Here is a 23,249-nt window from a genome sequence, read left to right as displayed (position 1 = left end):
GATGCTCCGAAAGCCCGAATAGCGACCTCTGTTCCATCGTCCCGCCTCCAAATCATGACGGCCAGATTGAATCACGAAATCACCAACCGCGCGAGGTTAATGCGGGCGTCCAGCTTCGTGGTAATCGGACTTGGCACATTGGGTGCCACGGTCGCGCTGGAGCTGGCGCGTCTCGGTGATCATATATTGGGAATCGACATCGATGGACGCAATGTCGGGAGGGTCGCTGACGATCTGAGCGAGGCAATCGTAGCCGGCGGCCGCAATGAGGACGCCCTGCGTCACTTGGGTGGTGCCGCTATCCGAACCGGTATGAGGTGTGGCCAACAATCGGCCACCGCCGTCAGGCCAATCGTTCTGGTTCCGGGCATCAATGGTCCCTTTGCATTCGGGATTCGGCTGCACTCGTAGGGGCGTCGCACATATTACTACCAGCTCGCACATTCTTTTATGTCAGTCACGGCGCGACCGTTCACATCGATACAATGCGTGTTTACTCCAGCATCGCCCCTATTCGTTGAATTCTCTGCATGCTTCTCTATTATTCTTTCCCAAAGAGTACCTTTCGACAACATCAAAATTATTCCTGAAATATAAACATTCGTTTTCATAAGTCCTCAGACTAATTATCTTCTTTCCTTTATTTGATAAATCTCCACACGACAGAAATCTATCAAATTTGTCCAAGCCTGGAAGATTTGCGATTCTACCGTCCGGCGTGAATATGACACACGTTTCATTGAAATCGCTGGCCCACGCGTATCCACTTGGGAAAATACCGGCGTTCAACAATTCACTATTCGGACTCAAAGGCCCGCCGATCATCGCGTCACCATAACCACCACGAGTGAAACGCTTGGCAATCCACCAACCATGCTCAATCGACGCGAGAAGGCATCGACTGAACTTCTCTTCGGTAAAGGCACGCTTCCTGGTGACAGGATGGACGAAATAGCATTCAAGCCCGCCATTGGCTTCTGCTATATCATACCAGAGCGCTTTCGCGGGTTTTAGCGCCTCAAGACCGTTCCTGTACGTGTTGAAGGCGGTGTCGCTCTCATCGATAATACGTTGGCGCACCTTACCCCAGTCATCGATAGCTTGTTTCGCCGCTTCCCGCTCAGTTGTGTGGCGTTCCTTGAGGGGCTCCGTAAACGCAAGGATCGCCTTTGCATCGTTTGGGCCGGCGAACTCTGCAAGTTGTTCTCGATCCGTGAATACCCGTGCGAAGTGGGCATATTTTACAGTTTGCCTGTAGATGTCGGGAAATTCCTGATTGTCGACATGGACCGGAGGAAAGTCGGCGAGCACGCTGGCGAGAAGGCCGATGTCCTGTCCCGCAGCCTCGTTGACCGCTGCGTTCACTTCCCGCGCATGCCGTTTCATCGTGGCGAGCATGCCGCTGGCTCTTTGCAGCCCGATGATATGCGAAAGCACTGCGCCGGCGTTGACCTGCACGCCGACGACCTTCAGCGAATGCATGAAGCAGCTCCTGCTGATCCCAAGCCCGACCGGCTACACGGACCAGATCGTGCGGTACTGCGCAGAAGAGCTGGAGCGGCTCGGCCTTGTGCCAGAGCTGACCCGGCGCGGCGCCATACGTGCCGTCCGGCGGGGTGGACGCCGCCGCGCTGCCAGGGCAATCGTGACGCATCTCGATACGCTCGGTGCACAGGTCAAGCTCGTGAAGGAGAGTGGCCGTCTCGAGCTGGTCCCGGTCGGGCATTGGTCGGCCCGTTTCGCGGAAGGCGCGCGGGTGACGATCTTCGCGGATCAGGGCAGCTTCCGCGGCACTATCCTGCCGTTGAAGGCCTCGGGCCATACCTTCAACGAGGAGGTCGATAGGCAGCCCGTGGGGTGGGACCACGTCGAGTTGCGCGTCGACGCCGTTACCGCTTCGAAAGCAGAGACCCTGGCGCTCGGGATCGACGTGGGCGACTACGTCGCCATCGATCCGCAGCCCGAGTTTCTTGACAACGGCTTCATCAATTCCCGCCACCTCGACGACAAGGCCGGTGTCGCCATCGCGCTGGCGGCGATCGAGGCCCTGGAGCGGGAGCAGGTGGCGACGCCCGTCGACATCCACTGGCTTTTCACCAATGCAGAGGAAGTGGGCGTCGGTGCAGCCGCTATCGTCACGCCCGAGATCGCATCCATGGTGACGATCGACAACGGCACCACTGCCTCTGACCAGAACTCCTCCGAATTCGGCGTCACGATAGCCATGGCCGACCAGTCCGGCCCGTTCGACTATCACCTGACCAAGAAGCTCATCGGAGTGTGCCGTGAACACGAGATTCCGTCATCTTCCGATATTACCGCTCCGATTCCGCTTCTGCGATCGAGGCAGGCCACGATGTCCGCACGGCGCTCGTGGCCTTCGGCATCGACGCATCGCACGGCTACGAGCGCATCCATGTCGATGCGCTCACGTCGGTCGCGCGTCTGGTCACGAAATATGTGACGAGCCCGCTGGAGATCGAGCGCGACGTGGAGGAAGTCGCCCCAGGCCTGAATGGCTTCACGACACAACCGACCGAAGAATAGACGCCGATTGGCCCTGAGGGAGGCCTCGATGCACAAACTGAATGTCCGCTCGTAGGAAACCGTCATGCCCGTTCTAATGACCGAGAAGAGGGCGCATTGCTGCCGCAGTAACAGCTCCGAGCAAGAGAATGAGAGCGCAATACGCCTTGAAAGCGCTAAGCGTCTGTTCACTTCACCAATCTGGTGACTTCCCGGCCAAACTCGACGGCGACCACGTCGCGGTTCGCGATCTCGCACCGGCTGCCACACGACCAGTCGCCGTGGCCATGACTTGGCGACTGTGGTTGAGGGGCCTACGCGCCAGCACCCACTCAAGAGACTTGGTCTTCAACCACCTCTTCCTCTTCTTCGCCCTCCCCTTGGCCTAGCGCCGCCGGAATGTCCCCGGCCAGCAGCTTGTCCTTCGACAGCAGTCCTGCATCCTCGAGCGCCTCGACATCGGGCAGATCGCGCAACGTATCGAGGCCGAACTCGAGCAAAAACTCTTTGGTTGTGACATAGGTGTAGGGTGCGCCCGGCGTTGGGCTGCGCGGACCGGAAACGATCAAGCTGGCGCCGCGCAGCTGGCCGATCAGGTCGCGCGACACTTCCTTTCCAAAAAACGACGACAGTTCTCCGCGTGTGATCGGCTGAAAGTAGGCGATGCACATAAGCACCAGCACCTCAGACGGCGTCAGCTCGGCCGCCTTCTCGCCTCCTCCAACAGCGGCACGAATGGCGTCGGCATAGGCTGGCCGGGTCAGGTGCTTCCAGCCACCGGCAACGGCGACCAGGTCGTAGGGTCGGCCGCGCAGTTCCTCGCGGATGTCGTCGATCAGAAGGTCAATGCTGCAGCTTTTGCCGACGATGCGCGCCAGCGTCTCACGGCCGACCGGCTCGCTGGCCGCGAAGATCGCTGCCTCGACGCGCTGCATCCATTCGCGCCAGCGCGCTTCCGGCGGCAGATGATCCAACTCTCGGTCAACCAGGCGATCGCCTGATCGACGGTCATCTGGCCGACCCTTCCCTCGTCTGCGCGTCGCCTCAGCCATGATCGTCACAGCCCGTAGATGCGGAAAGTATGGCGGCCGGTGAGTTCGCGCACGGCGTTTAAGCTCACCAGCCGATCGAACAGGCGGCGCAAGCCGCGGTCGCTCATGCCGACGATTTTTTCCGAGGCCACGATCGCGTCGTCGGCCAGGAGCCTTTCGACAACAAGATCGGATGCCCGGGCACGCAACTTCGGTGCAACCGCGAGCAACCGCTCCGATCGGCGCCCGAGCTCGGCCGACAGATCAATCGCGCGGAATGCGGCCCGGGTCTGAGCGGCAAGCTGACTCTTCGCCCGGTCGCCTTCATCCTCTATGCTCGCCGCCGCAATGCCGGTTCCTGATCGGCGCAAACGCCTGATACCGATACCCGCAGTCACCTCCGCACCCAGCAGCGGCACCGCATGCGCCCAGCCCAGCCGCTGTGCCAGCAGGGCGTCGGCGAACCAGGCTCCAAGGGCGCGCCCATAGCCGCGGCGCTCAGCGATGGCGATGGCGCCGGTCATCATTCCCACCGTCCCGGCGCCGGCGGAAAGCTGGCGAAGATCGTCCGTCAGATCACTCACGCTCACGGCGTCACGTGCAAGGCCGAGGTCATCCATTGCCGCGCTGATGCTCGCCTCGGTCAGCAGTTTCTCCGCAGGCATTCCAGCCAGCCGGCGCCAAGCCATGAGCATACGGCCGGCGGGGCCGACGTCGTCGCCGGGCTTTGTCAACAGCACGGCATCGCGCAGGGCCGCCTCCTCCTCGATGCGCCCCACCCGCTTTGCCGTCATCACAGCCGCCGAAAGCGCCAGCCGCTGGCGCCAGGCGCCGGCCCATCGCTCATGCCGGCGGACCACTTGATCGAGCGCGCCGATGGCAGCGCCGGCAACGAGCGCCACATCCTCAACGTCATTTCTCGCGAAGCTTTGTGCATCGGGCACGGCGCGGCGCAGCCATGTCGGGACGAGGACCGCCGGAGTGGCAGTTGTCGCTCCGGGAAGCGGGCCGGGGTGGCGGGAAAGAGATTTGGGCCGCAGAATCATCCTCGACAAGATGAATCAACACGGCGCTTTTGACAAGTATTGCCGGATATAACCGCCGCGCCTGTCGTTCTGATAACACGAGCGATAATATCTTTATCGCTCGTGTTTGGCTTTCGCCGCGAAATGGCCGCTCTCGTCGATCAAACACCCGCAACCAATGCCCAGCGACGCTCAGCTCGACGAGAAATCGTGTGCGGCGGTCGACGGGCGCTATGTGCAAAGCAACTCAGCCACACCTTGGCCGAAATGACCCGCAAATACCACCGCCGCCACGACCGTTTCCGCGTCAACCTCACCAAGGCCTCCGGGCTGTAGCCCCTCCCCTGCCCGAGCCCGCTGGCGTGATCGCACCAGACCGTCTGGGCCGACTTTCTGGCGACCCGCCTTAAGCCTGCTGTATGGCCGAAAGCTTCCACTCCGCGCCCTGCTGACGCGTGAACGTCCACAGTTCGGTGGTTTCCGTTGGCTGGTCGGCATCGCCATCGACGATTTTGCCGGTGGCACGCTCGCGGATCACGTCGCGCGACAAATAGTGCAACGCCGCCGTCGCATAGTCCCGATCGCCCTCGCGCCAGCTTTCGGCAATATCGGCCTGCAGCAGACTGACATCCGACACATCATTGCGGACGCCGTTGTGGGCGTTGTCGGCCAGTTCTTCCGACAGGTAGGAAACCATTTCGGGCGTCACCAGACGGCGCAGCGCGCCATGGTCTTCACACCCGAACGCTTCCTGAACCTCCGTCAACATCTGCTGGAATGTATCGAGGTCGTCCTGGGTCAGCGTAATATCCTCCGACGCGACCGCCTCGACCTTGCTGCCAAATCCAGAGCCCGTGCCGATGCCCGGAATGCTGAATACCGAAGCATTGGTCGCTTCGCGCTGATGGGTATTGCCGCGCCCGAAACCCGGAGCGCCGTTGGAGAGGCCAGCTCCGGCCATCGCCGGCGTGCGCGCCGATTGCGAGCGGAAAAACCGTACCGCCAGCATGATCGCGCCGCCGATCAGCAGCGCCTGGAGGAGAAAGCCAAACATCCCGGCCAGCCCGCCAAAACCCTGCCCCAGAAGTACACCAATCAGGCCGCCCAACAGCAGGCCCCGCATCATCGACCCGCCAAACCCGCTCATGAAGCCCGGGCGCTGCGCGCCGGCCGGCTGTTGGCGGCTTGCTGCGTTGGTGCCGGTATTGGGCGTCATAGACCGTTCGACCGGAGCGGTTTGCGTTGGCGCCGTCCGTGTGGGCGGCGCTGCCTGGAAGGTGCGCACGCCCCGGCTACCGAAGCTGCCGCCGCGCCGCGCCTCCGCATGATCTATCGCCATCATGGAAAATATCAGGAACAGGCTCGCAAACAGGGTTGCAAATCGAACGGTAGGCGAAGTCGTCATCGGCGATTCCTCAATGAATGCTGTCTTGGCTGCTGTGTGCTCTCGGGCGAGCGGTCGTGGCGCATTGGAGGCGCATAGCCCATCTCGTGCAGATTTGCGCGGTCAGTCGAATAATTCTTCGAAGAACGACTTCCTGCGCTTGGGGTATCGATGACCGTGTGAGCGGCGATCGTCGTCGTCATGCCCACGCTCCAGCGGAGGCCGCGCATGAGGCTGCGCCTGGGGCTGGGGCGCCGCTTCCTTGTTGGCACGCTCAATGATCTTGTCGAGTTCACCCCGATCGAGCCAGACGCCACGGCATTGCGGGCAATAGTCGATCTCGATGCCCTGACGCTCGCTCATGACCAGCGCGATGCGGCAGGAAGGACAAACCAAACCAAGAAGGGAAGACGTCATGCGAATCTCCGAACCGACATTGGACATAAGCCCACTCGAACCGGATTGATGCTCTTCAATACCATCGAACGGGCCCTTTTGCGCGGTCCGACATCACGATCACCTGAAGGTGACAGTCAGAGGGGCCCGGCCCGCATCCTCGACTTGGGCGCAGCGCAGCCGTTTTTCAAGAGCGGCTCCTTTCGATAACGGTCATGGCCGTCGTTTTTTTAATTCGTCAGCCGATGGCCTCGGCAATGCCGTTCCGGGCTGGGGTCTGTTGTGCGAACGAGCGCCCTTGAGTTTGCAGACCTGTTCAGATAAGCAAGCCGCACCAGACCGGGCCCCTCTGGCGGTTCGCAAGAACCGTGATGTCGGACTGGATATCCAAACAGGTGGCCCGGTGTTCGTGGAATTTCATCGACCGTAACTTCTCGCAGCGACACCGCATCGGGCATTAAAGTGCCGGCTCGGGCGGGTTATGCGTTCGGTCTATCCCTGGCATTCGGGTACCCCAACAAAAAGGGTGCCGCATGAGCGAACTTCTAACCCCCGAAGCCATTTCCGCCCTCCTTCAGGTCATCTTTATCGACCTGGTTCTGGCAGGCGACAACGCAATCGTCATCGGTCTTGCCGCAGCGGGCCTGCCGAAGGACCAGCGCAACAAAGCCATTCTCATCGGAATCATCGCAGCGACCATACTGCGCATTGGTTTTGCCGTCTTAACCACCCAGCTCCTGCAGATTGTCGGTCTACTCCTTGCCGGCGGTATCCTTCTACTGTGGGTTTGCTGGAAAATGTGGCGCGAATTGCGGACCGGCCACAGCCAAGACATGGCCGAAGCCCTCCAAGACCGCGACATCAACAATGATGGAGAGATCGCCGCCTGCGCCCCGCGCAAGACATTCGCCCAAGCAGCATGGCTGATCATCGTCGCCGATGTATCGATGTCCCTCGACAACGTGCTTGCGGTCGCGGGTGCGGCACGCGATCACCTGGCCATCATGATATTTGGCCTGGTTCTGTCCATCGCGTTGATGGGCCTGGCTGCGACATATATAGCCCGCCTGCTACAGCGCTATCGCTGGATCGCCTATGTCGGCCTCGCGATCATCCTTTATGTCGCGCTGGAGATGATTTACCGTGGCGCTCAAGAGGTTCTGGTATATCTCAACCCCTGAAATCACTACCGGCTGGTCTGGCTGGGATCGCTATCCCAGCCAGGTTGCCTCCAGCATCTGCTGGCAGCGATCGGCGCGAAGACGAACCGTATCGAAATTGGCACCGCGGTAATCGATATGCGTTACGAAAATCCGCTCTACATGGTCGAGGACGCGAGTGCTGCCGACCTGATCGCCGGCGGGCGTTTGCAGTTGGGTATCAGCCGCGGTTCACCCGAGCAAGTGATCGATGGTTGGCGCTATTTCGGCTACCAGCCAGGTAAGGACGAGAGCGACGCCAACATGGCCCGCCGCCACGCGGAAGTGTTTTTCGATGTGTTGCGAGGCGAAGGTTTTGCCCAACCCAATCCTCCCGGCCTGCTACGCGTCGAACCGCACTCGGAGGGCCTGCGCGAACGCATCTGCTGGGGCGCTGCCACTAACGCCACCGCGCAATGGGCGGCAAAGTTGGGGATGAACCTGCAAAGTTCAACGCTCAAGTACGATGAGACCGGAAAGCCTTTTCACGTCCAGCAGGCAGAGCAGATCCGGGCCTTTCGCCAAGCGTGGAAGGCTGCGGGCCATGCACGAGAGCCGCGAGTGTCGGTCAGCCGTTCGATCTTCGCGCTGGGTGAATGACCTCGACCGGGCCTATTTCGGCGGCGAGGAGAGCAAGGATCATTTCGGCTACATCGAGACGGACACACGCGCCGTATTCGGCCGCAGCTATATCGCCGAACCGGACATCCTGATCGAAGAATTAAAAAAGGACGAAGCCATCGCCGATGCCGACACGCTGTTGCTCACCCGTCCCCAACCAGCTCGGCGTCGCCTACAACATCCATGTCATCGAGGCACTCCTTACCCACATTGCCCCTGCCATGGATTGGCGTTGATACCAAGCACCGCGACGACCTGCATAAAGCCAAGCAAGGATCGTGCCGTACGCAAAACGCGCGTCGGAGGCTTCATAGGCGATTGACACAGGCAAAATCTCGCTTTCTGCCGACCACAGCACCGGCCGATCGGCCCCCCTGCCCTCCTGTTGGGGGAAGTGTATTGGCTTTCAGCGCGGCCATCAGCATCGGACCGACCGAAAATGCACCTGCCCGCGCCTTTTTGGTCAAGACCCGCAAATAACCGCCTGCCGAATGGATGTGCTGCGCTCGTTGCAAGATACAGGCGATGACTATTCCCGCGGCCTGGTGGCCCATGACGTGGCAAGTCTCCTCGTATGCCGATGGCAAAACCCCAAGGTAGCCGCGCACTTGCGCTGCGGTAGCACAGAAATCGCGCCAGTTGTCGATTCCATCTACGGCGTAGTCGATGATTTCCGGGCAGGCCTTCAACACGAGCCCGAGCGGATAGCTCCTCGGTTTCTCGGTTGATCGTGTGATAGGTTCGATGTTGCTCCCGCATTTTTCGTAAGCTGGTTCAAATGTAGTAGAGTCGTTGGTGTTTGAATCTGATTGCTGCCGCTCATTTTGAGACTCATTGGCGCTCTGATTCACGGTATTTATGTGAGATTCCAACAGGATGTCGATTTCTTCCCGGATCAGGGCCAGATCGACCAGGAACGGCTCCAGGGCATCAACCGTTGCCCGCCGTGGAATACCGTCCACAACGACCCGGAACCGCTGCCACAGCCCCCTCCAATCGCCAGGCACTCCCTCCTGGACGGCCGCCTCGATCAACTTGCCGATGTCACGCCTGTGAAGGGTGATCCGCTCTCGCATCAGCTTGAGCGCGCGGTTGTGGGCACGAACGCACGCCGCGGCCTGGGCGAACTCGTCTGCACGGGCAAGCAGCGGCGCGAGAGAGAAACCGAAGGCATCCTCCAGTTCCCCTCCCCTGCCCTTGCGGGCAAAGCGTTTGCCATTTGGGCTGTCACGGCGGGTAATCAGGCCGCAATCAAGCAAGGCAGCCAGATGCCTGCGTAGCGTGGCATCGGCCATCCCGTGTGCCCGCAGCGACAGTTGCTTGTTGGACGGAAACACGATCAGACCGGTCTCTTCCGACAGATCAGTATCCGGGTAGAACGACAACAGGGCTGCCAACACTGCCAAGGCGCGGTCGCTAACTCCGATGATCGATTTTCCCTCGCAGAGGTCCCGGTAGGCCTTCCACTTGTCAATGACTTTCCCTTCGGCGATCTCGCGAGAAACCCGTTGTGCCTGCAAATAGGCAAGCGACATCGGCCGCCGCCCGAAAGGCGTCGTTGCAACATACGTCTCCATTTTTCCTTCACCTTCTTTCAGGCAAAAGAAATCTTCCCGCCAAAACGACGGCTACCGACTCTTGACACTGATTCGTGGAAATGCGATTCTCAGTCAGCTACTACGGAGAAGGGCTTCCACGACGATAAGTCGCTTGGGGGCCTTTTTCTTTTGCGGTTCAGTTCTCCTGCTTCGATTTCCAATCGGCATAGAGGTCTTCCAGCCGATCCATAAGATACGTTCCGAAACCATGATCGGTCCCGGTAGCCATGAGGGAGAGCGTGGTGGCTTTCCCGTTGTTTTTGATCTTTGCCGCGACGTTTGTGCCGTCTGGCTTCCATTCGTTGAATGTGGGTTCCGCTTTCGGTTTCCTGGTCGCTTCGGCCAGAACAATCATGAACCGTTCGTCTGATTCCAGGGTTTCGAAACCGGGCTTGCCAATCGCAAGACGGACGCCTTCCATCACTTTCGGGTCGGCAATCTTATCGGCGAGCGCCATCCATCGGCGGCGGCCGGCGCTTGGTGCCGATCCGATCGCCTTAACGAGAAGCGACGGGATAGCTTTGGCTACCGAGAGCAATTTCGACAGCTCGGTCTTGTCGGTCGACAAAGCCTGCATGATGACATCACGTGTGAACCCATGGGATTCCAATCCCAAGGCAAAGATCGCTCGCTCGATATACGAGAGATCTTTTCTTGCCGTATTCTCGATGCCTTGCGCGACAACCAGCTGGTCGTCCGACAATGGCCTAACCACCGCCCTCACCTTCCGCTTGAGGATCCTGGCGGCACGAAGTCTGCGATGGCCATAGGCAACCTGATAGCGTCCTTGTAGATCAGGATGATGCCTGACCAGGATGGGAACTTCCTGTCCATTTTCCTCGATCGACCGCAGGAGTTCACTGTCCTCACCTGGATCGCCGTCCAGACGGTCTCGTATGAATGATCCGTCGATAGAAGCAGGATCGAGTTCGACAACCTTCTCTCCGGCCTCCAGGGCCGCCTGTAATTCGCGGGCTTCCTGATCCATGCGATCGAGGGCTAGACCCATCGTCCGTACGGGGCCGGCCAAGATCCTTCCGGCGTCATTTTCTGCAAAGTTGGCCGCGGCCAACTCTCGTGAGGTATCGGCAAAGATGCCTGTCAGCTTATCCCTTCTGCTCACGCCCGCCCCCATACCTTGCGGATACCATCGAGGATTTCGCCATTGACGGCCCCCAGAGATTCGATGGCCCTATCGTATGTTGAGCGACGGACCTGCCCCCTTTCGATTTCGTATAGCGTCTGCTTTGTTAGACCTGCATCAGCAATGGCCGTCGACTTCAGGACGGTCGCCGCGAGAACTTCATTTCCGAACAAATTGCGTAACAACGCAACAATTTGAGCCTGCGGACCATCATGCGGCTCATGCCGCGTAATCACGTATCGGATGAAATCGTGATTGAGATCGCCGCCGGCTTTGCGGACAACAGACATCAAGTCGGATGTCATCAGCAGAAACTGCGACATCGAGGCGACATCGACCATCTGCGGATGGATGGTGATCAGCAAACTGGTGGCAGCACAAACAGCCCCAAGCGTCAGATAACCAAGCTGAGGAGGGCAATCGATGACGACGATATCGTAATTGTCTTCGACTTCGGACAACGCCAGGCCGACACGCCTGAAGAAGATTTCGCTGTTGGGTGTCTTCTTTTCGATAAGCGCGGTCGGGGTCTCATGCTCAAATTCCATGAGCTCCAGGTTTCCTGGAACGAGATCAAGGCCCGCAAAGTACGTCTTACGCACAATTTCCTTGAGTTGTCGCCTTTTGTCATCATAGCGGATTGCGCCGTAGAGCGTGTCGCCCTCTTGCAGATCGAACTCCGGCTGCACCCCTAACATCGACGAAAGCGAGGCCTGCGGATCGAGATCAACCGCAAGGACGCGGTATCCTTGCAGAGCAAGATATTGGGCAAGGTAGATGGTCGTGGTCGTTTTCGCGCTGCCACCTTTGAAATTGGCAACGGCAATTGTCTGGAGCTTCTCGCCATGCCGCCGCCATGGCAGATATGTCAGGGCGTCCTTAGGCTTCACCGATGCAACGTGGTGTCTAAGTTCGTGGATTTGCTCGAGCGTGTAGGACCGCCTGCCCGTCGAAGATATTTCGGGGGAGGGGCCTTTGCCATCAATCGAGAGTTGGCGGAGATAGCCATCCGATACTCCGACCAGACTGGCGGCTTCGCCTGATGTAAATGTTTTTAGCATCTTCCGGGATGACGGCGAAAACAGGCGCTCCCGCAACAACTGAAGTTGCATGGAGAGCTGGCGCGCATGTAGAGATATCCGCGCATCAGAGGAGGCAGCCGTCGATACGTTTTGAGTCTGCAACATCGATTTCCCCTTTCGATGCGCTTTTTACGCGTCAAATACTAAAAATCCGTACCAGAAATGACATGATTCGGTAACCATGCCAAGAACCCTTGAAAATCAATGGGATCACGCGCTGCCCTAGTCGCGCGTGCAGCCGACTCAAACAGCCGGGCACATCGTCAAGGAGATCGCCACAGGCGTAAACCAAAAAGTTGGCCGCGGCCAACTTAGGTAAAATCGACTGACCTGAAATTCGGAGCCGTAGCACTTACGAAGGAAGAGGGAGACGACGATGCGGAGCATGATCGGCTGATCCGTGCACAATCTGTCCCATGGCGCAGCCTTCCATCCCTCAGAAAAGACTGCTCCACTAAATGCCCGGATCACGCAGCGAGAGCGCCGGGGGTCTGCCTGGCCGCATAAAGGGCGCTCTAAAACTTTGATGGAACATCGGAATGTTCCGAAAACCGGGTCCACTTTTCGGCCCAATGGTCCACTGCCATGCTGCCCGTCAACCGGTTCTGGACGCTTTTATGAACGAGCGGCGAAGCACATCCAATATGCGCTCATCCAGTGTCTGGGAGACGTTGAAGCGCATGAAATTGGTCGCAGTCTGCGACACGCTGAAGACGTTTCCCGGGGCTAGAACTACGTTTTCAGCCAATGCAGCCCGGGCGATGTCGGCAGCATCGATGCCATCTGGCAAGCGGCACCACAGGAACATGCCAGCCTGCGGCATCAACCATGGTTCAATCCCGCAGGCTTTCAACCGGGATGCCGCCTCGAACATGGCGCGCGAGAGGCGGCTTTGCAGACGTTCCATATGTCTGCGATAGCCCCCATCGCTGAGAACGGCCAGTACCAGTTCCGCATCCAGCCGCCCTCCTCCGAACGAGGTGGCGATCTTTAGGTCGATCAGTCCTTCCACCCAGGCCGGGCGGGCGGCGATGAACCCGCAGCGTGCCGATGCGGAAAGCGTCTTGGAGAAGCTGCCGATCGAGACGACGCGATCGAGCCCGTCGAAGGCGGCGAGACGGGGCGCCGGTGTGTGCTCGAAGTCGCCGAAAATATCGTCCTCGACAATGGTCAGCCCGAACTGATCGGCAAGCTTGAGCACCCGGTGAGCCACCAGCGGCGACAGCGTCGCGCCGGTCGGATTATGAACCGCGGAGTTGGTGACATAGAGCCGCGGTTGATGCTCGGCGAGCACCTTGCCGAACAACTCGATGTCCGGGCCGGAGGGCGTATAGGGCACGCTGACGGTCTTGGCGCGGTGAGCGCGTAGCAGCGCCTGGAAATTGAAGTAGCACGGATCGTCGACCAGAACCGTATCGCCCGGCTCGAGCAGAAAACGGCACAAAAGGTCGATTGCCTGGGTTCCGCAGTCGGTCAGCATGATCTGGTCGGGTGATGCCTCTATGCCCCGCTCGGCAATGCGCCGCGCAATAAGTTGGCGCAAGGGCGCAAGGCCAAACGGCGAGCCGTAATCGGCAAGCGCCGGGCCGCTTGCGCGCGACACCGAGCGGAGCGCTTTGCGGATATTGTCCTGCGGCAGCCACGATGGCGGCAGCCAACCGCAGCCGGGCTTCAAATCGCCCTCCCCTGCCTCCAGCGACAGGCGCGAAACCCAGAAGGGATCGACGGCGCGGTCGACCCTGGGACCGATCTGCGAGAGCGACAGCGGGACAGCTTGGCTGGCGACATAGAACCCCGAGCCCGGTCGCGAGTGGATTGTGCCTTCCGCGACCAGCCGCTCATAGCCCTCCACTACGGTCGACGGCGAAACCCCCAGTGTGGCGGCAAGCCTGCGGATCGAAGGAAGTCTCGCACCTGGCAACAGGCTGCGCCCGGCTATGCGCTGGCGGATCGTGGCCATAACCATCCCAACCCGGGTGCTGCCGGTTACCTGTTCTTCTTTCATCCATACTGCATTTTTGACCATAACAGTTTGACTGAACTGTACCGAATTGTCACTGGCTGCACCAGCCGCCGACACGGATAAGAAGACCGCAATCGAAGGAGCTTGGCATGGAACGGGCGGCGGCCGGATGGATCAATGGCTTGGTTGGCGTGGTGATCTTTAGCGGGTCCCTGCCAGCCACGCGTGTGGCGGTGATGCAGTTCGATCCCGTTTTCCTGACCGTGGCCAGGGCGGCAATCGCCGGCGTGCTGGCGCTATGCCTGCTGCTGGCCTTCAAGGAAAAGCGCCCTGCACGCAGCAACATCCTTTCCCTGGTGGCGGTTTCGCTCGGCGTCGTGGTCGGCTTTCCGCTGCTGACGGCGTTGGCGCTCCAGCATGTGACATCGGCTCATTCGATCGTCTTCATCGGGCTTTTGCCACTGGCAACCGCGATCTTTGGCGTCATCCGTGGCGGAGAGCGGCCGAAGCCTGCATTCTGGGTCTTTTCCATTATCGGCAGCGCGCTGGTGGCGGGCTTTGCCCTGTCGCAGAATCTCACCGCCTCGCTTCTTGGCGATGGGCTCATGCTGGCTGCAATCGTCGTCTGCGGGCTGGGTTATGCCGAGGGAGCGAAATTGTCCCGGACATTCGGCGGCTGGCAGGTGATTTCCTGGGCGCTGGTATTGTCGCTGCCGATCATGATCGTGCTGGTGTTCCTCTACATGCCCCTGACATTCTCCGGCATCGAGGCCCCAGCCTGGATTGGCCTGGGCTATGTGTCGTTGTTCAGCATGCTGATCGGCTTCGTCTTCTGGTATCGCGGCCTCGCGTATGGTGGCATCGCCGCCGTCGGCCAGTTGCAGCTGCTGCAACCATTCTTCGGCCTGGCGCTCGCCGCCACACTTCTGCGCGAGCCCGTGACCTCGGCAATGCTCGGGGTGACAGCGGCCGTCATTCTGTGCGTGGCCGGCGCGCGAAAGTTCGCCGGCTAAGCACGAACACGAGCCCCCTCTCCTCTCCTTTGTCGGGCCTATCCATTAGCCTGATGAATCGGTTGCCGGCAATCGATTCAGAAAATGCGTTGGACCCGATCAACTGGCCTGCCCGACAATGCGGCCATGGCTACCCCGACGCATTCCTGCCTTCTCGATCGTATCGCGCGCGAACGCAACATGGCGCGCTTCTATGAACTGTCGGTCAAGCCGACGCTTTTCGGCGAGGTGGCCCTTGTGCGTCGCTGGGGGCGGATCGGCACATGGGGCAGACAGCGGATCGACATTCATCCGCATGGCCATGCAGCCCTCGCCGCCCTTGAGGACATAGCCCGCACGAAGCACAAACGCGGCTATCGCCCGCGTGTTTGACCGATGCTTGGCAATATTGCCGTTCAGAAATGCACGACAAGACCCATGATGGGGCCTTGCTGGACAACGTCGAAGATGAAGCCGTCCTTGTCGTAGTCGACGCCGAGCGCCCGGTAGCCGAGCAGCGCGGAGAACGTGTCGTTGAACCGGTAGCCGATGGCGGCGGCGACATCCCAGTCGACATCCGCGTCGCCGGCGCCCACGAGGCCCCAGCCGGTCAGGTAGAAATTCTCGTTGATATCGTAGCGGCCGCGCATGCCGACCATGCCATCCACCCAGGTCTGGCCATCCGAGACGCTGCGGCCGTCGAGAATACCGCCGGTCAGCGAAATCTCGGTGTTGACATCCCAGACCCTTGCGCCCGCGACGACATCGAGATAGCTGCGCTCGTCCGTGAGCACCGAGTAACCGGCGCCGAATAGCCCGGCAAAGGTTTCGGAAGTGACATCGACCCGCTCGGCAAACACGCCTCTGGATGTCGCGGAATCCGAGGATAGCTTGGCGTAAATGATATCGCCAAAGATGCTGTAGCGGTCATAGCGTGCTTCGCCGATCGCCATGGCGCCGAATTCCAGATTATCCAGTATGTCGCTGAAATCGGCACTGACATGGATCGTCGTCGGCAGCCCGAATTGCGCGACGTCGCCCGAAAGGCCCGCGGCCCAGAAATAGGGGCTGACGGCAAAGGTCCAGCCGCCGGCTTCGGCTTCCACCATTTCGGGCGTCACCGGCGATACGGCGTCGGCCGCATAGGCAGAAGTGGAGGCCAGAAGGCCCAGGGTGATAAGCGGCAAAAGTCGTCTTGCGAATCGCATTGCAGTCCCCTCTCCTGAAAGGCCGACTCCGCTCGGCAATTCGACAATACCACCTCTCGCAGGGTCGGATCGATAGATTTCCGATGCCGGCGGATAGCGAAATGCGTGTTGTGTGGCATTTGTGCTGGGCTTCGGCCTTGGCGGTCGTGGTTGTTTTTCAGGAACTATGGTGGCCGCGTTCCAGCACGGGAAGCAACCGAAGTGGCGATCATACCGGGGGCCAGAAAGCCGACCTATGCTGACAAGGGAGCGTTCTTGAACCTGCCCGCCGGATCATGTGTGCGGCTCTCCTTCGTCCGCGGAAGTGCGCGCTTCTGTGCTCCTGCAAATTTTCGGATGCGAGTTGGTGTCACCCGAGTCATACGTCTCCCCTGCCGCCGCCGAGCCGGATGGGGGGCTGAACGGATTGAGTTGACAGCTGTCAACTCGGTTGAGTTAAGTCATTGATTCGGTTGGAGAAAGGTTAATTCCTGTTAACTCTATTTTCCTGGACAGGAATCGCCCGCAGCCTGAATACGGAATTTACGAATAAATCATCGGTTTTTCCGTAACTGGCGCCGCCTACTGTTAGTTTCAGGTTTATTGCGTAAACTTACCATGGAGAGGTGAGTCGGGTGGCATTGCCCTGCCCCTTGCGGCGCGTGGGTATTTCAGACGAGACGATCGGTGCAACACACTACGGCAGACATGAGTATCGCGGCGGATCAGCAGATCGCGGCAGACGCGGAACTGCTATCGGCGCAGCTTGCCGCCTTGCGGGGCCGCTTGTTTCCCCCGACCGCGCTGAAGACGTTGCGACCCTTCACCAGCGGTGAGGCCGCGCGGCTGATCGGAGTGAGCGACGGTTATCTGCGGCAATTGTCGCTTTCGGGTGACGGCCCCTCTCCGGAGATCACTGCCGGGGGGCGCAGGCTCTATTCCCTCGCAGACGTCAATGCGCTGCGCCAATATCTGTCGCATCAGGGCGGCGCCAAAGCCCGCCACTATGTAAAATGGCGCCAGGCTGGCGAGCATTTGCAGGTCGTCGCCGTCACCAATTTCAAGGGCGGGTCCGGCAAGACCACGACGACGGCGCATCTGGCGCAATATCTCGCCTTGCAGGGTTACCGTACGCTTGCGATCGACCTCGATCCGCAGGCGTCGCTGTCAGCACTTTTCGGCTATCAGCCGGAACTCGACCTGACCGGCAACGATACGCTCTATGGCGCGATCCGCTACGATGAGGAGCGGGTGCCGCTCCGACAGGTGATCCGCGCGACCTATTTCGACGGGCTCGACGTCGTGCCCGGTAATCTCGAATTGCAGGAATTCGAGCATACGACCCCCCAGCATCTGGCGCGGCGGCCGGAAGGTCAGGCGGGCGATCTTTTCTTTGCTCGCGTCCAGCAGGCGATTGCGACAGTGGCAGCCGACTACGACGTTGTCGTGATCGATTGCCCGCCGCAGCTCGGCTATTTGACCTTGAGCGCACTTTGCGCAGCGACGTCGGTGATCGTGACCGTGCATCCCCAGATGCTCGACGTGGCCTCGATGAGCCAGTTCCTGTTCATGACATCGGATCTGTTGTCGGTGGTGCGCGAGGCGGGCGGAGCGCTGAATTTCGATTTCCTGCGCTACCTCATCACGCGCTACGAGCCCAATGATGGGCCGCAGACACAAATCGCCGGCTTCCTGCGCACGCAGTTCGGCGAGAGGGTGTTGACCGCGCCGATGCTCAAATCGACGGCCGTGTCGGATGCCGGCCTTACCAAGCAGACGCTCTACGAGGTGGGACGGGAGAATTTCAATCGCGCGACCTATGACCGTGCCTATGAGGCGCTGACGGCGGTGAATGCGGAGATCGAGGCGCTGATGTTGCAATCATGGGGGCGAAATCCATGACCGGGCTGCGGTTGACAGCTGTCAACTTTTCGCCGGAACCCTTGCACGGCAAGGCTTCGCCGTCTGACGCGCATAATTTTTCATGCGGCTCTTATCCACCTGGTCACGGCCTGCCGCATCATCATCTGCGGCATGGAGGTGAAGCATGAATGCACGCAAGGACAGGCTTCGTTCTCTCTTCGCGGGAGAAACGGCAGAGGGCGGCGGCGAAGCTGCCACGCCCGCGCCTGCAAATCTGGGCGAGGCGCCTGCCCGGCGCTCCGCATCCGGTGCGGTCAAGGCTATGGGCCTGTCGCTCGGCTCGCTGTCGCAGGAAGTGGAGGAAGCACGGCGCCTGCGCGAGGCGCTCGCTGCAGGCGAGCAGGTGGTGGAGCTCGATCCCGCTTTGCTGGAGCGCTCGCCCTTCCTGGACCGCCTCAGCGAAGGGGGCCACAATGACGAGGCCTTCCAGGAACTGACCCGCAGCCTGGCCGAACATGGCCAGCAGGTGCCGATCCTGGTGCGGCCGCATCCCGACAAGGACAAAGCCGCGCGCGGCTTCTACCAGATCGCCTATGGCCATCGCCGCGTGCAGGCTGCGCGCGCCATCGGCCGCCCGGTGCGCGCCGTGGTGCGCGAGCTTGCCGATGTCGATCTCGCGCTCGCCCAGGGCAAGGAGAATGCCGAGCGCCGCGCGCTCAGCTTCATCGAGCGGGCCTTCTTCACCAAGACGCTGCTCGACCATGGCTTCGATCGCGCCACGGCACAGGCCGCGCTTGCCGTGCACAAGTCGGAAATGTCGCGGCTGCTGCAGGTCACCGAAAACATCCCGCTGTCGATCGTCCAGGCGATCGGCCCTGCGCCGAAGGCGGGGCGGCCGCGCTGGCTGAAATTGGGCGAATTGCTGGCCAAGGACGTCCCGGGCTTCGCGCGTGACGAGATCTCGCGCCAGAGCTTCCGTGAAGCCGACAGCGATGCCCGTTTCCAGCTCGTGTTCGAGCGGCTGAAGGCGGCCGAACGGTGCAGGGGCGGCGGCGCCCGGTCCGGCGGCAAGCGGATCGAAGACGGCAGCGGCCGGCAGATCGGCGAATTGTCTAAGGCCGGCCAGGCCATGCGCCTGACCATACCGGCAAGTGCGGGGCAGGGCTTTGCCGATTATCTCGTCGAGCGCTTGCCGCAGCTTCATGCCGAATTCAGGCGGACGGGGCAGGGAGGGTCTGCAAAGGAGAATTGAGAGATTGCCGGCAGACGGCTGCCCGTCGAGCAAGCGTGCGTAGAACCGAAACCAGGAACGGAGCAGCAGGCAAGAAAAAGGCCTCCAGAGCGTCGCCATCCCGGAAGCCTCCTTCAATGTAGCAATCTGAAAGAATTCTATGCCTCAGAGAGGAGGTAGACCCAATGACGCTGATTTCGAGCGGCAAAATCGGAATTCAAATACAGATCCCTATTTGAAAAAAGCTCAGAAAGTGAGCAGAAGCCTCATGAAGACCGTTGTAGGCCGCCATCAAGGCGCGTGGCGCATGGATGCTGTTCCTGCCGCCCTACAAGCCCCGATCTCAACCTCATCGAGATGACCTTCTCAAAGCTGAAGGCTCACCTCAGGATGCATGCCATCCGAACCATTGACCGCCTCTGGCAGGCAGCCATCGGCGACCGCGGGATATGTCTGAATGCACGCCGTCTAGCGGGCGGCGGGCTCGAGGCGCCAGGGCTTCATCTGTTCTTTTCGATGAACGCCTTGCATCGGGGAGAGAGCTTATCCATCATGGATTCAAGATCGCATTTGCCGATGGGTGTCATGGGGCAGAGCCGCTTGTAATCCTGCCTGCATTCTCTGCCTGTGTAGGTCTTCGACAGTGCCGGGCTCGACACCACCAAAACCGCTACGCCTGCAATTCCGATAAGTGAAGCAAGACGGTTCTGCACATTCTCCTCCTGGCAACCCGCCGCCTCCGACAAGGTGCAAGTGGGGCGCAAATTCGGCTCGGACAATTTCCAATCATTGGCTGGGTATTGGAAGTAGGGAATATGGAGAGACGGCAGGCATAATTCGGATGAGATTGTCATGTCAGGGCGACGCCCGGGGACTGTCGAAGGGGCCGGGATTGAAAGCCTGCTCGCAAGGTAACCTTGTAGAAAGCCCGCAATACCAAGGTGCGAAGATGACCATCAACGTCACAGCCAAGGGCCAGGTCACCATCCCAAGCCGGTCCGCAACCTGTTGGGGATTGTTCCAAGCAGCAAGGGCGATTTTCGCCTCGCTGCCGACGGCAGCGTGGTGCTTGCGCGCGCCGGCAAGAAGCCGCTTGCGAGCCGATTTACCAGGCTGCGCGGCCATGCCGGTAAAGGTCTCAGCACGGATGCGATCATGGTGCTGACGCGTGGCGAAGTGTGACGCTGATTGACACCAACGTTCTGCTCGATCTCGTCACCGATGATCCGCATTGGGCCGAGTGGTCCATTGCGCAGCTCTAGGCCGCCAGCCTTACGGGGCAGTTGGTGGTCAACGGTGTGGTCTATGCCCGGCTTGCCGTCCGCTACGACCGATCGAGGATCTTGATGTGTTTCTACATCAGGTGGGGCTCGAAATGACGCCGATGCCGCGGGAAGCGCTGTTTCCGGCCGGCAGGTGTTCACGAAATATCGCCGGCCGGGCGGATCGCGCACCGGCGTATTGCCGGATTTCTTCATCGGCGCCCATGCGGCAGTTGGACAATTGCGCCTGCTGACCCGCGATATCGGGCGCTACCGCAGTTATTTTCTCTCCTTGCGGCTGATTGCGCCGGACATTTGAGGTGTTCGGTTAGTTCGACAAAGCCAATTCTGCGGTCAAAACGAGCAGGAAAGGGGGCTTTTTGCCGCTGATTGCGGGGCCGGCGGCTACAGCCCGGAGGCCTTGGTGAGGTTGACGCGGAAGCGGTCGCGGCGGCGCTGGTATTTGCGGGTCATTTCGGCCGAGGCGTGGCCGAGCTGCTTTTGCACGTAGCGCTCGTCGACCTCGGCCGCGGAGGCGAGGCCGGCGCGCAGCGAGTGGCCGGCAAATTTTTGCGCCCGCTCGCCTTCGGCGAGGTCGCCGCGCACCCCGGCGGCGAGCGCGGCGCGCTTGACCAGCCGGGCGACCTCCTGGGCGTTCAAGCGGTCAGGTCCGACTTGTCTGCCCTGGCCGGTGACCCGGCGAAACAGCGGGCCATCGCCGATCCTAGCGAATTTCAGCCAGGTTTCGAGCGCCACCACCGGGCAGGTGGTGTCGGCCGAGCCGCGGCCGATCTCGACCTCGCGCCAGCCGGTCTTGCCGCGCAGGGTGACCAGGAGGCCCAGGTCGAGGATTTCGATCCAGCCGCTGCCGTCCGCGGTCTGGTCGCGGCCGTAATCCAGCCCGACGATCTCGGAACGGCGCAGGGCGCCGGCAAAGCCGAGCAAAAGCATGGCCCGGTCGCGCAGGCCGCGTAAGCTGGCCCGATCAAGCGTTTCCAGCATGGCGAGCAGATCCTGCGGCAGGATCGCCTCCTTCTGCCGCGGCGGGGCGGCGTGGGTGTTGCGGATGCCGGCCATGACGGTGGCGATGTGCCGGTCCTTGCGGTCGAGGGGCTGGCCGCGCTGGGCATAGTTCCAGGCAAGCGCCGACAGCCGCCGCTCGATGGTGGCGACGGATTTTTTCGCCCCCGTGCCCGAATCCCCAGCGTGGCCGGCCGCCGTGGCTGCGGTACCGCCGGTGGCGAGCGCGGTGATGTAGAGGCCGACGACCTGCGGATCGGGGGGGGTCACTGCCAGGCCTTGCCGCCGGCACCAGCCGGCAAAATGCTTCCAGTCGGCGGCATAGGCGCGGCGGGTGTTGGCCGCGCTCGCCGCCTCGACATAGTCACGCGCCCGGCCGGCGAGGCCTTCCAGATGCGCTGGCATGTATGCCTGCGCTTGGCCGGCGGTCACCGGTAGGGCAGGGGAGGAGTGGTCGGCATCACCGGCGGAAAGCCAATGATTTGGCTTTCCGAGCGACGAACGGTGAGCGTCCGATACGCCTTCAAACGTATCGGAAGGTCCGGTGGACCTTTCGAAGGACTGCGAACGCCCGAAGGGCCCGGAGCCATAACGGAGGGCCTCGTCGGCTTTTTCTGCCGTTTCCGTCTGTTGGCCCATATGCATGACGACGTCGACGATGTCGGGAAGGTCGTCATCATCGGTCATATCGGAGTGCCTCATTGAATCCCGGAGATAGCGATTGGATTTCAGTTGTGACCGGCGGCGGCACGAATCCATGCTATCCAACGTGCCGCCGCAGCAGGAAATTGTCCACCCCACGGCAAGGGCATCAAGAAGCCCGGAGATCTGTTTCATCCTGCCAAAGCACCGGCTGCGCAGCTTTTGCGCCATGACCAATGCCGGGTAGCCGCACATGATGTGGCAATGGCACGGCGTCTGTCCTTCCTTTCTGTTCAACAATCTATATATCTCGTTGAACGCAAGGAGAGCCGTGATGACCGTCCGTACCGCAACAACAGCTGAAATTGATGCGCGGATCGCCCTCACGCGTAACCGTCTGGTGCTTGAACAGGACAAGGCCATTGGCCTTTTGGGGGCGGCGAAGAACACGTCGGGCCGGGTGTCTTCGGAATTGATCGAGGCCGCCAAAAGGCGTGCGCATGTGAGCTCCGACACCGAGTTCCTGGAGCTTGCTTTGTGGCGTCTGGCCCTTGAGGATGATTTCGGCGCCCGGCTTGTGCGTCGCAAGGGCAGCATCCCTGCGGATTTCGATTTTGGGATTTGATCTCGAGGGAGCGCTGCGCTCGCTGAAACCGCAAAAGCTGACGGCCGGGTTGGAACGGCGCGCCGATTCTGATCTGTCGTGGGCGTGAGACGAAGCGCCGATCGGCGGTGCGTTGCTTCTCGACACGAGCATTTATCTCGATGTGTTGCGGGCGCAGGCCCCAAACGGTCGATAACCTCCTGACCTATCGGCTCTGCCATCACTCCGCCGTTTGCCTTGCCGAACTCAGCCGTGTCTTCGGCCGCCTCGATCCTGCCCACAAGACAACGAAGGCGGTGCTGCAAGCGGTCCAGGAGATGATCGAGGATATGCCCGCATATCGGCTTCATGCGCCCGACGCGACCGCTTGGGCCGCCTGGTCGCTTGATGGAAAGCGTGACTGTCCAACTGCATCTCAACAAATTCAAGAACCCACCGGGAACGGCATGCCATCATCTGCCATCTTGATAGCGAAGCAA

19 protein-coding genes and 7 pseudogenes are annotated in these 23,249 nt (G+C 60.6%); 14 read left to right on the top strand and 12 right to left on the bottom strand.

Annotation, left to right across the window (positions count from 1 at the left end; genetic code table 11):
- The first annotated feature begins 54 nt into the window (after window positions 1-54).
- The gene (locus EET67_RS22840) at window positions 55-411 is read left to right on the top strand and encodes an NAD-binding protein (RefSeq protein ID WP_342634682.1); all 357 of its coding nucleotides are present in this window, start codon (window positions 55-57) and stop codon (window positions 409-411) included.
- A gap of 99 nt (window positions 412-510) precedes the next feature.
- Here the strand turns inward: EET67_RS22840 and EET67_RS22835 are convergent, their stop codons facing one another.
- Complete coding sequence (locus tag EET67_RS22835; protein ID WP_128628515.1) at window positions 511-1,482, bottom strand: hypothetical protein; 972 nt, start codon at window positions 1,480-1,482, stop codon at window positions 511-513.
- Here EET67_RS22835 and EET67_RS22830 point away from each other — a divergent pair.
- Window positions 1,481-2,547 (top strand): annotated as a pseudogene (locus EET67_RS22830) (osmoprotectant NAGGN system M42 family peptidase). The gene EET67_RS22835 and the pseudogene EET67_RS22830 sit on opposite strands and share 2 nt — an antisense overlap.
- 311 nt (window positions 2,548-2,858) lie before the next feature.
- Here EET67_RS22830 and scpB read toward each other — a convergent pair.
- Together scpB and EET67_RS22820 are read right to left on the bottom strand one after the other, a co-directional pair.
- Window positions 2,859-3,578, bottom strand: a complete 720-nt coding sequence (gene scpB, locus EET67_RS22825) for an SMC-Scp complex subunit ScpB (RefSeq protein WP_128628514.1) — start codon at window positions 3,576-3,578, stop codon at window positions 2,859-2,861.
- Window positions 3,579-3,583: 5 nt separating this feature from the next.
- Window positions 3,584-4,603, bottom strand: a complete 1,020-nt coding sequence (locus EET67_RS22820; protein ID WP_128628519.1) for a DUF1403 family protein — start codon at window positions 4,601-4,603, stop codon at window positions 3,584-3,586.
- 187 nt (window positions 4,604-4,790) lie between these two features.
- On the opposite strand from EET67_RS22820, the pseudogene EET67_RS26685 reads away from it, so the two are divergent.
- A pseudogene (locus EET67_RS26685) lies at window positions 4,791-4,918 on the top strand (integrase); the annotation flags it as partial.
- 70 nt (window positions 4,919-4,988) lie between these two features.
- On the opposite strand, the gene EET67_RS22810 reads toward EET67_RS26685, so the two are convergent.
- Both EET67_RS22810 and EET67_RS22805 read right to left on the bottom strand, forming a co-directional pair.
- A complete protein-coding gene (locus EET67_RS22810; protein WP_128628512.1) occupies window positions 4,989-5,987 on the bottom strand; it encodes a Tim44 domain-containing protein in 999 nt (332 codons plus the stop codon).
- 102 nt (window positions 5,988-6,089) lie between these two features.
- On the bottom strand, window positions 6,090-6,383 hold the full coding sequence (locus EET67_RS22805; RefSeq protein ID WP_128628511.1) for a TFIIB-type zinc ribbon-containing protein: 294 nt from the start codon (window positions 6,381-6,383) through the stop codon (window positions 6,090-6,092).
- 512 nt (window positions 6,384-6,895) lie between these two features.
- On the opposite strand from EET67_RS22805, the gene EET67_RS22800 reads away from it, so the two are divergent.
- Window positions 6,896-7,543 carry a TerC family protein gene (locus tag EET67_RS22800; RefSeq protein WP_128628510.1) on the top strand — a complete coding sequence of 216 codons (648 nt, stop codon included), beginning with the start codon at window positions 6,896-6,898 and terminating at the stop codon, window positions 7,541-7,543.
- A 57-nt stretch (window positions 7,544-7,600) separates the two neighbouring features.
- A pseudogene (locus EET67_RS22795) lies at window positions 7,601-8,418 on the top strand (LLM class flavin-dependent oxidoreductase); the annotation flags it as partial.
- 72 nt (window positions 8,419-8,490) lie between these two features.
- On the opposite strand, the gene repC reads toward EET67_RS22795, so the two are convergent.
- From repC to EET67_RS22775, 4 genes are all read right to left on the bottom strand, one after another.
- Entirely contained in the window at window positions 8,491-9,759 is a 1,269-nt protein-coding gene (gene repC, locus EET67_RS22790) for a plasmid replication protein RepC (RefSeq protein ID WP_128628509.1), read from the bottom strand.
- Window positions 9,760-9,916: 157 nt separating this feature from the next.
- Window positions 9,917-10,903 (bottom strand): plasmid partitioning protein RepB, encoded by a 987-nt coding sequence (gene repB / locus EET67_RS22785; protein WP_128628508.1) that lies wholly within the window; start codon window positions 10,901-10,903, stop codon window positions 9,917-9,919.
- On the bottom strand, window positions 10,900-12,111 hold the full coding sequence (repA, locus tag EET67_RS22780) for a plasmid partitioning protein RepA (RefSeq protein ID WP_128628507.1): 1,212 nt from the start codon (window positions 12,109-12,111) through the stop codon (window positions 10,900-10,902). The genes repB (EET67_RS22785) and repA (EET67_RS22780) overlap by 4 nt, the downstream gene beginning before the upstream one ends.
- Before the next feature lie 490 nt (window positions 12,112-12,601).
- A complete protein-coding gene (locus EET67_RS22775) occupies window positions 12,602-14,032 on the bottom strand; it encodes an aminotransferase-like domain-containing protein (protein ID WP_128628506.1) in 1,431 nt (476 codons plus the stop codon).
- Window positions 14,033-14,118: 86 nt separating this feature from the next.
- Between EET67_RS22775 and EET67_RS22770 the strand changes: the two genes are divergently transcribed.
- Together EET67_RS22770 and EET67_RS22765 are read left to right on the top strand one after the other, a co-directional pair.
- Window positions 14,119-14,982, top strand: coding sequence for a DMT family transporter (locus EET67_RS22770; protein ID WP_128628505.1), 864 nt, complete (start codon window positions 14,119-14,121; stop codon window positions 14,980-14,982).
- 84 nt (window positions 14,983-15,066) lie between these two features.
- Window positions 15,067-15,354 (top strand): WGR domain-containing protein, encoded by a 288-nt coding sequence (locus tag EET67_RS22765; RefSeq protein ID WP_245451160.1) that lies wholly within the window; start codon window positions 15,067-15,069, stop codon window positions 15,352-15,354.
- 23 nt (window positions 15,355-15,377) lie between these two features.
- Here the strand turns inward: EET67_RS22765 and EET67_RS22760 are convergent, their stop codons facing one another.
- The gene (locus EET67_RS22760; protein WP_128628504.1) at window positions 15,378-16,169 is read right to left on the bottom strand and encodes a hypothetical protein; all 792 of its coding nucleotides are present in this window, start codon (window positions 16,167-16,169) and stop codon (window positions 15,378-15,380) included.
- A gap of 687 nt (window positions 16,170-16,856) precedes the next feature.
- On the opposite strand from EET67_RS22760, the gene repA (EET67_RS22755) reads away from it, so the two are divergent.
- The 3 genes and pseudogenes from repA (EET67_RS22755) to EET67_RS22745 all read left to right on the top strand — a co-directional run.
- Complete coding sequence (repA, locus tag EET67_RS22755; protein WP_128628517.1) at window positions 16,857-18,050, top strand: plasmid partitioning protein RepA; 1,194 nt, start codon at window positions 16,857-16,859, stop codon at window positions 18,048-18,050.
- 145 nt (window positions 18,051-18,195) lie between these two features.
- Window positions 18,196-19,263 (top strand): plasmid partitioning protein RepB, encoded by a 1,068-nt coding sequence (repB, locus tag EET67_RS22750; protein ID WP_128628503.1) that lies wholly within the window; start codon window positions 18,196-18,198, stop codon window positions 19,261-19,263.
- Between the two features lie 287 nt (window positions 19,264-19,550).
- A pseudogene (locus EET67_RS22745) lies at window positions 19,551-19,671 on the top strand (transposase); the annotation flags it as partial.
- A gap of 71 nt (window positions 19,672-19,742) precedes the next feature.
- Here the strand turns inward: EET67_RS22745 and EET67_RS25890 are convergent.
- Window positions 19,743-19,955, bottom strand: a complete 213-nt coding sequence (locus EET67_RS25890) for a hypothetical protein (RefSeq protein WP_210211158.1) — start codon at window positions 19,953-19,955, stop codon at window positions 19,743-19,745.
- A gap of 236 nt (window positions 19,956-20,191) precedes the next feature.
- On the opposite strand from EET67_RS25890, the pseudogene EET67_RS22740 reads away from it, so the two are divergent.
- A pseudogene (locus tag EET67_RS22740) lies at window positions 20,192-20,424 on the top strand (AbrB/MazE/SpoVT family DNA-binding domain-containing protein).
- Window positions 20,421-20,823 (top strand): annotated as a pseudogene (locus tag EET67_RS22735) (type II toxin-antitoxin system VapC family toxin). The pseudogenes EET67_RS22740 and EET67_RS22735 overlap by 4 nt, the downstream one beginning before the upstream one ends.
- Before the next feature lie 86 nt (window positions 20,824-20,909).
- On the opposite strand, the gene EET67_RS22730 reads toward EET67_RS22735, so the two are convergent.
- Window positions 20,910-22,211, bottom strand: coding sequence for a site-specific integrase (locus EET67_RS22730; protein ID WP_245451158.1), 1,302 nt, complete (start codon window positions 22,209-22,211; stop codon window positions 20,910-20,912).
- Window positions 22,212-22,500: 289 nt separating this feature from the next.
- Between EET67_RS22730 and EET67_RS22725 the strand changes: the two genes are divergently transcribed.
- Together EET67_RS22725 and EET67_RS26175 are read left to right on the top strand one after the other, a co-directional pair.
- Window positions 22,501-22,791 carry a hypothetical protein gene (locus EET67_RS22725; protein ID WP_128628501.1) on the top strand — a complete coding sequence of 97 codons (291 nt, stop codon included), beginning with the start codon at window positions 22,501-22,503 and terminating at the stop codon, window positions 22,789-22,791.
- Window positions 22,781-23,141 (top strand): annotated as a pseudogene (locus EET67_RS26175) (hypothetical protein); the annotation flags it as partial. The gene EET67_RS22725 and the pseudogene EET67_RS26175, both read left to right, overlap by 11 nt.
- Window positions 23,142-23,249 lie beyond the last annotated feature (108 nt).

The organism is Borborobacter arsenicus (assembly GCF_003934165.1).
Classification (GTDB): Bacteria; Pseudomonadota; Alphaproteobacteria; order Rhizobiales; family Rhizobiaceae; genus Pseudaminobacter; species Pseudaminobacter arsenicus.
This window is presented reverse-complemented; position numbering and strand designations above follow the sequence as displayed.

Excerpts from the sequence above, each read along its gene's own strand:
- EET67_RS22760 (WP_128628504.1), bottom strand. The coding sequence starts at position 16,169 with ATGCGATTCGCAAGACGACTTTTGCCGCTTATCACCCTGGGCCTTCTG.
- repC (WP_128628509.1), bottom strand. The coding sequence starts at position 9,759 with ATGGAGACGTATGTTGCAACGACGCCTTTCGGGCGGCGGCCGATGTCG.
- EET67_RS22765 (WP_245451160.1), top strand. The coding sequence starts at position 15,067 with ATGCGTTGGACCCGATCAACTGGCCTGCCCGACAATGCGGCCATGGCT.
- EET67_RS22725 (WP_128628501.1), top strand. The coding sequence starts at position 22,501 with ATGACCGTCCGTACCGCAACAACAGCTGAAATTGATGCGCGGATCGCC.
- EET67_RS22810 (WP_128628512.1), bottom strand. The coding sequence starts at position 5,987 with ATGACGACTTCGCCTACCGTTCGATTTGCAACCCTGTTTGCGAGCCTG.
- EET67_RS22835 (WP_128628515.1), bottom strand. The coding sequence starts at position 1,482 with ATGCATTCGCTGAAGGTCGTCGGCGTGCAGGTCAACGCCGGCGCAGTG.
- repB (WP_128628503.1), top strand. The coding sequence starts at position 18,196 with ATGAATGCACGCAAGGACAGGCTTCGTTCTCTCTTCGCGGGAGAAACG.
- scpB (WP_128628514.1), bottom strand. The coding sequence starts at position 3,578 with ATGGCTGAGGCGACGCGCAGACGAGGGAAGGGTCGGCCAGATGACCGT.
- EET67_RS22820 (WP_128628519.1), bottom strand. The coding sequence starts at position 4,603 with ATGATTCTGCGGCCCAAATCTCTTTCCCGCCACCCCGGCCCGCTTCCC.
- EET67_RS22800 (WP_128628510.1), top strand. The coding sequence starts at position 6,896 with ATGAGCGAACTTCTAACCCCCGAAGCCATTTCCGCCCTCCTTCAGGTC.
- EET67_RS22775 (WP_128628506.1), bottom strand. The coding sequence starts at position 14,032 with ATGGTCAAAAATGCAGTATGGATGAAAGAAGAACAGGTAACCGGCAGC.
- EET67_RS22805 (WP_128628511.1), bottom strand. The coding sequence starts at position 6,383 with ATGACGTCTTCCCTTCTTGGTTTGGTTTGTCCTTCCTGCCGCATCGCG.
- EET67_RS22770 (WP_128628505.1), top strand. The coding sequence starts at position 14,119 with ATGGAACGGGCGGCGGCCGGATGGATCAATGGCTTGGTTGGCGTGGTG.
- EET67_RS22730 (WP_245451158.1), bottom strand. The coding sequence starts at position 22,211 with ATGACCGATGATGACGACCTTCCCGACATCGTCGACGTCGTCATGCAT.
- repA (WP_128628517.1), top strand. The coding sequence starts at position 16,857 with ATGAGTATCGCGGCGGATCAGCAGATCGCGGCAGACGCGGAACTGCTA.
- repA (WP_128628507.1), bottom strand. The coding sequence starts at position 12,111 with ATGTTGCAGACTCAAAACGTATCGACGGCTGCCTCCTCTGATGCGCGG.
- EET67_RS22840 (WP_342634682.1), top strand. The coding sequence starts at position 55 with ATGACGGCCAGATTGAATCACGAAATCACCAACCGCGCGAGGTTAATG.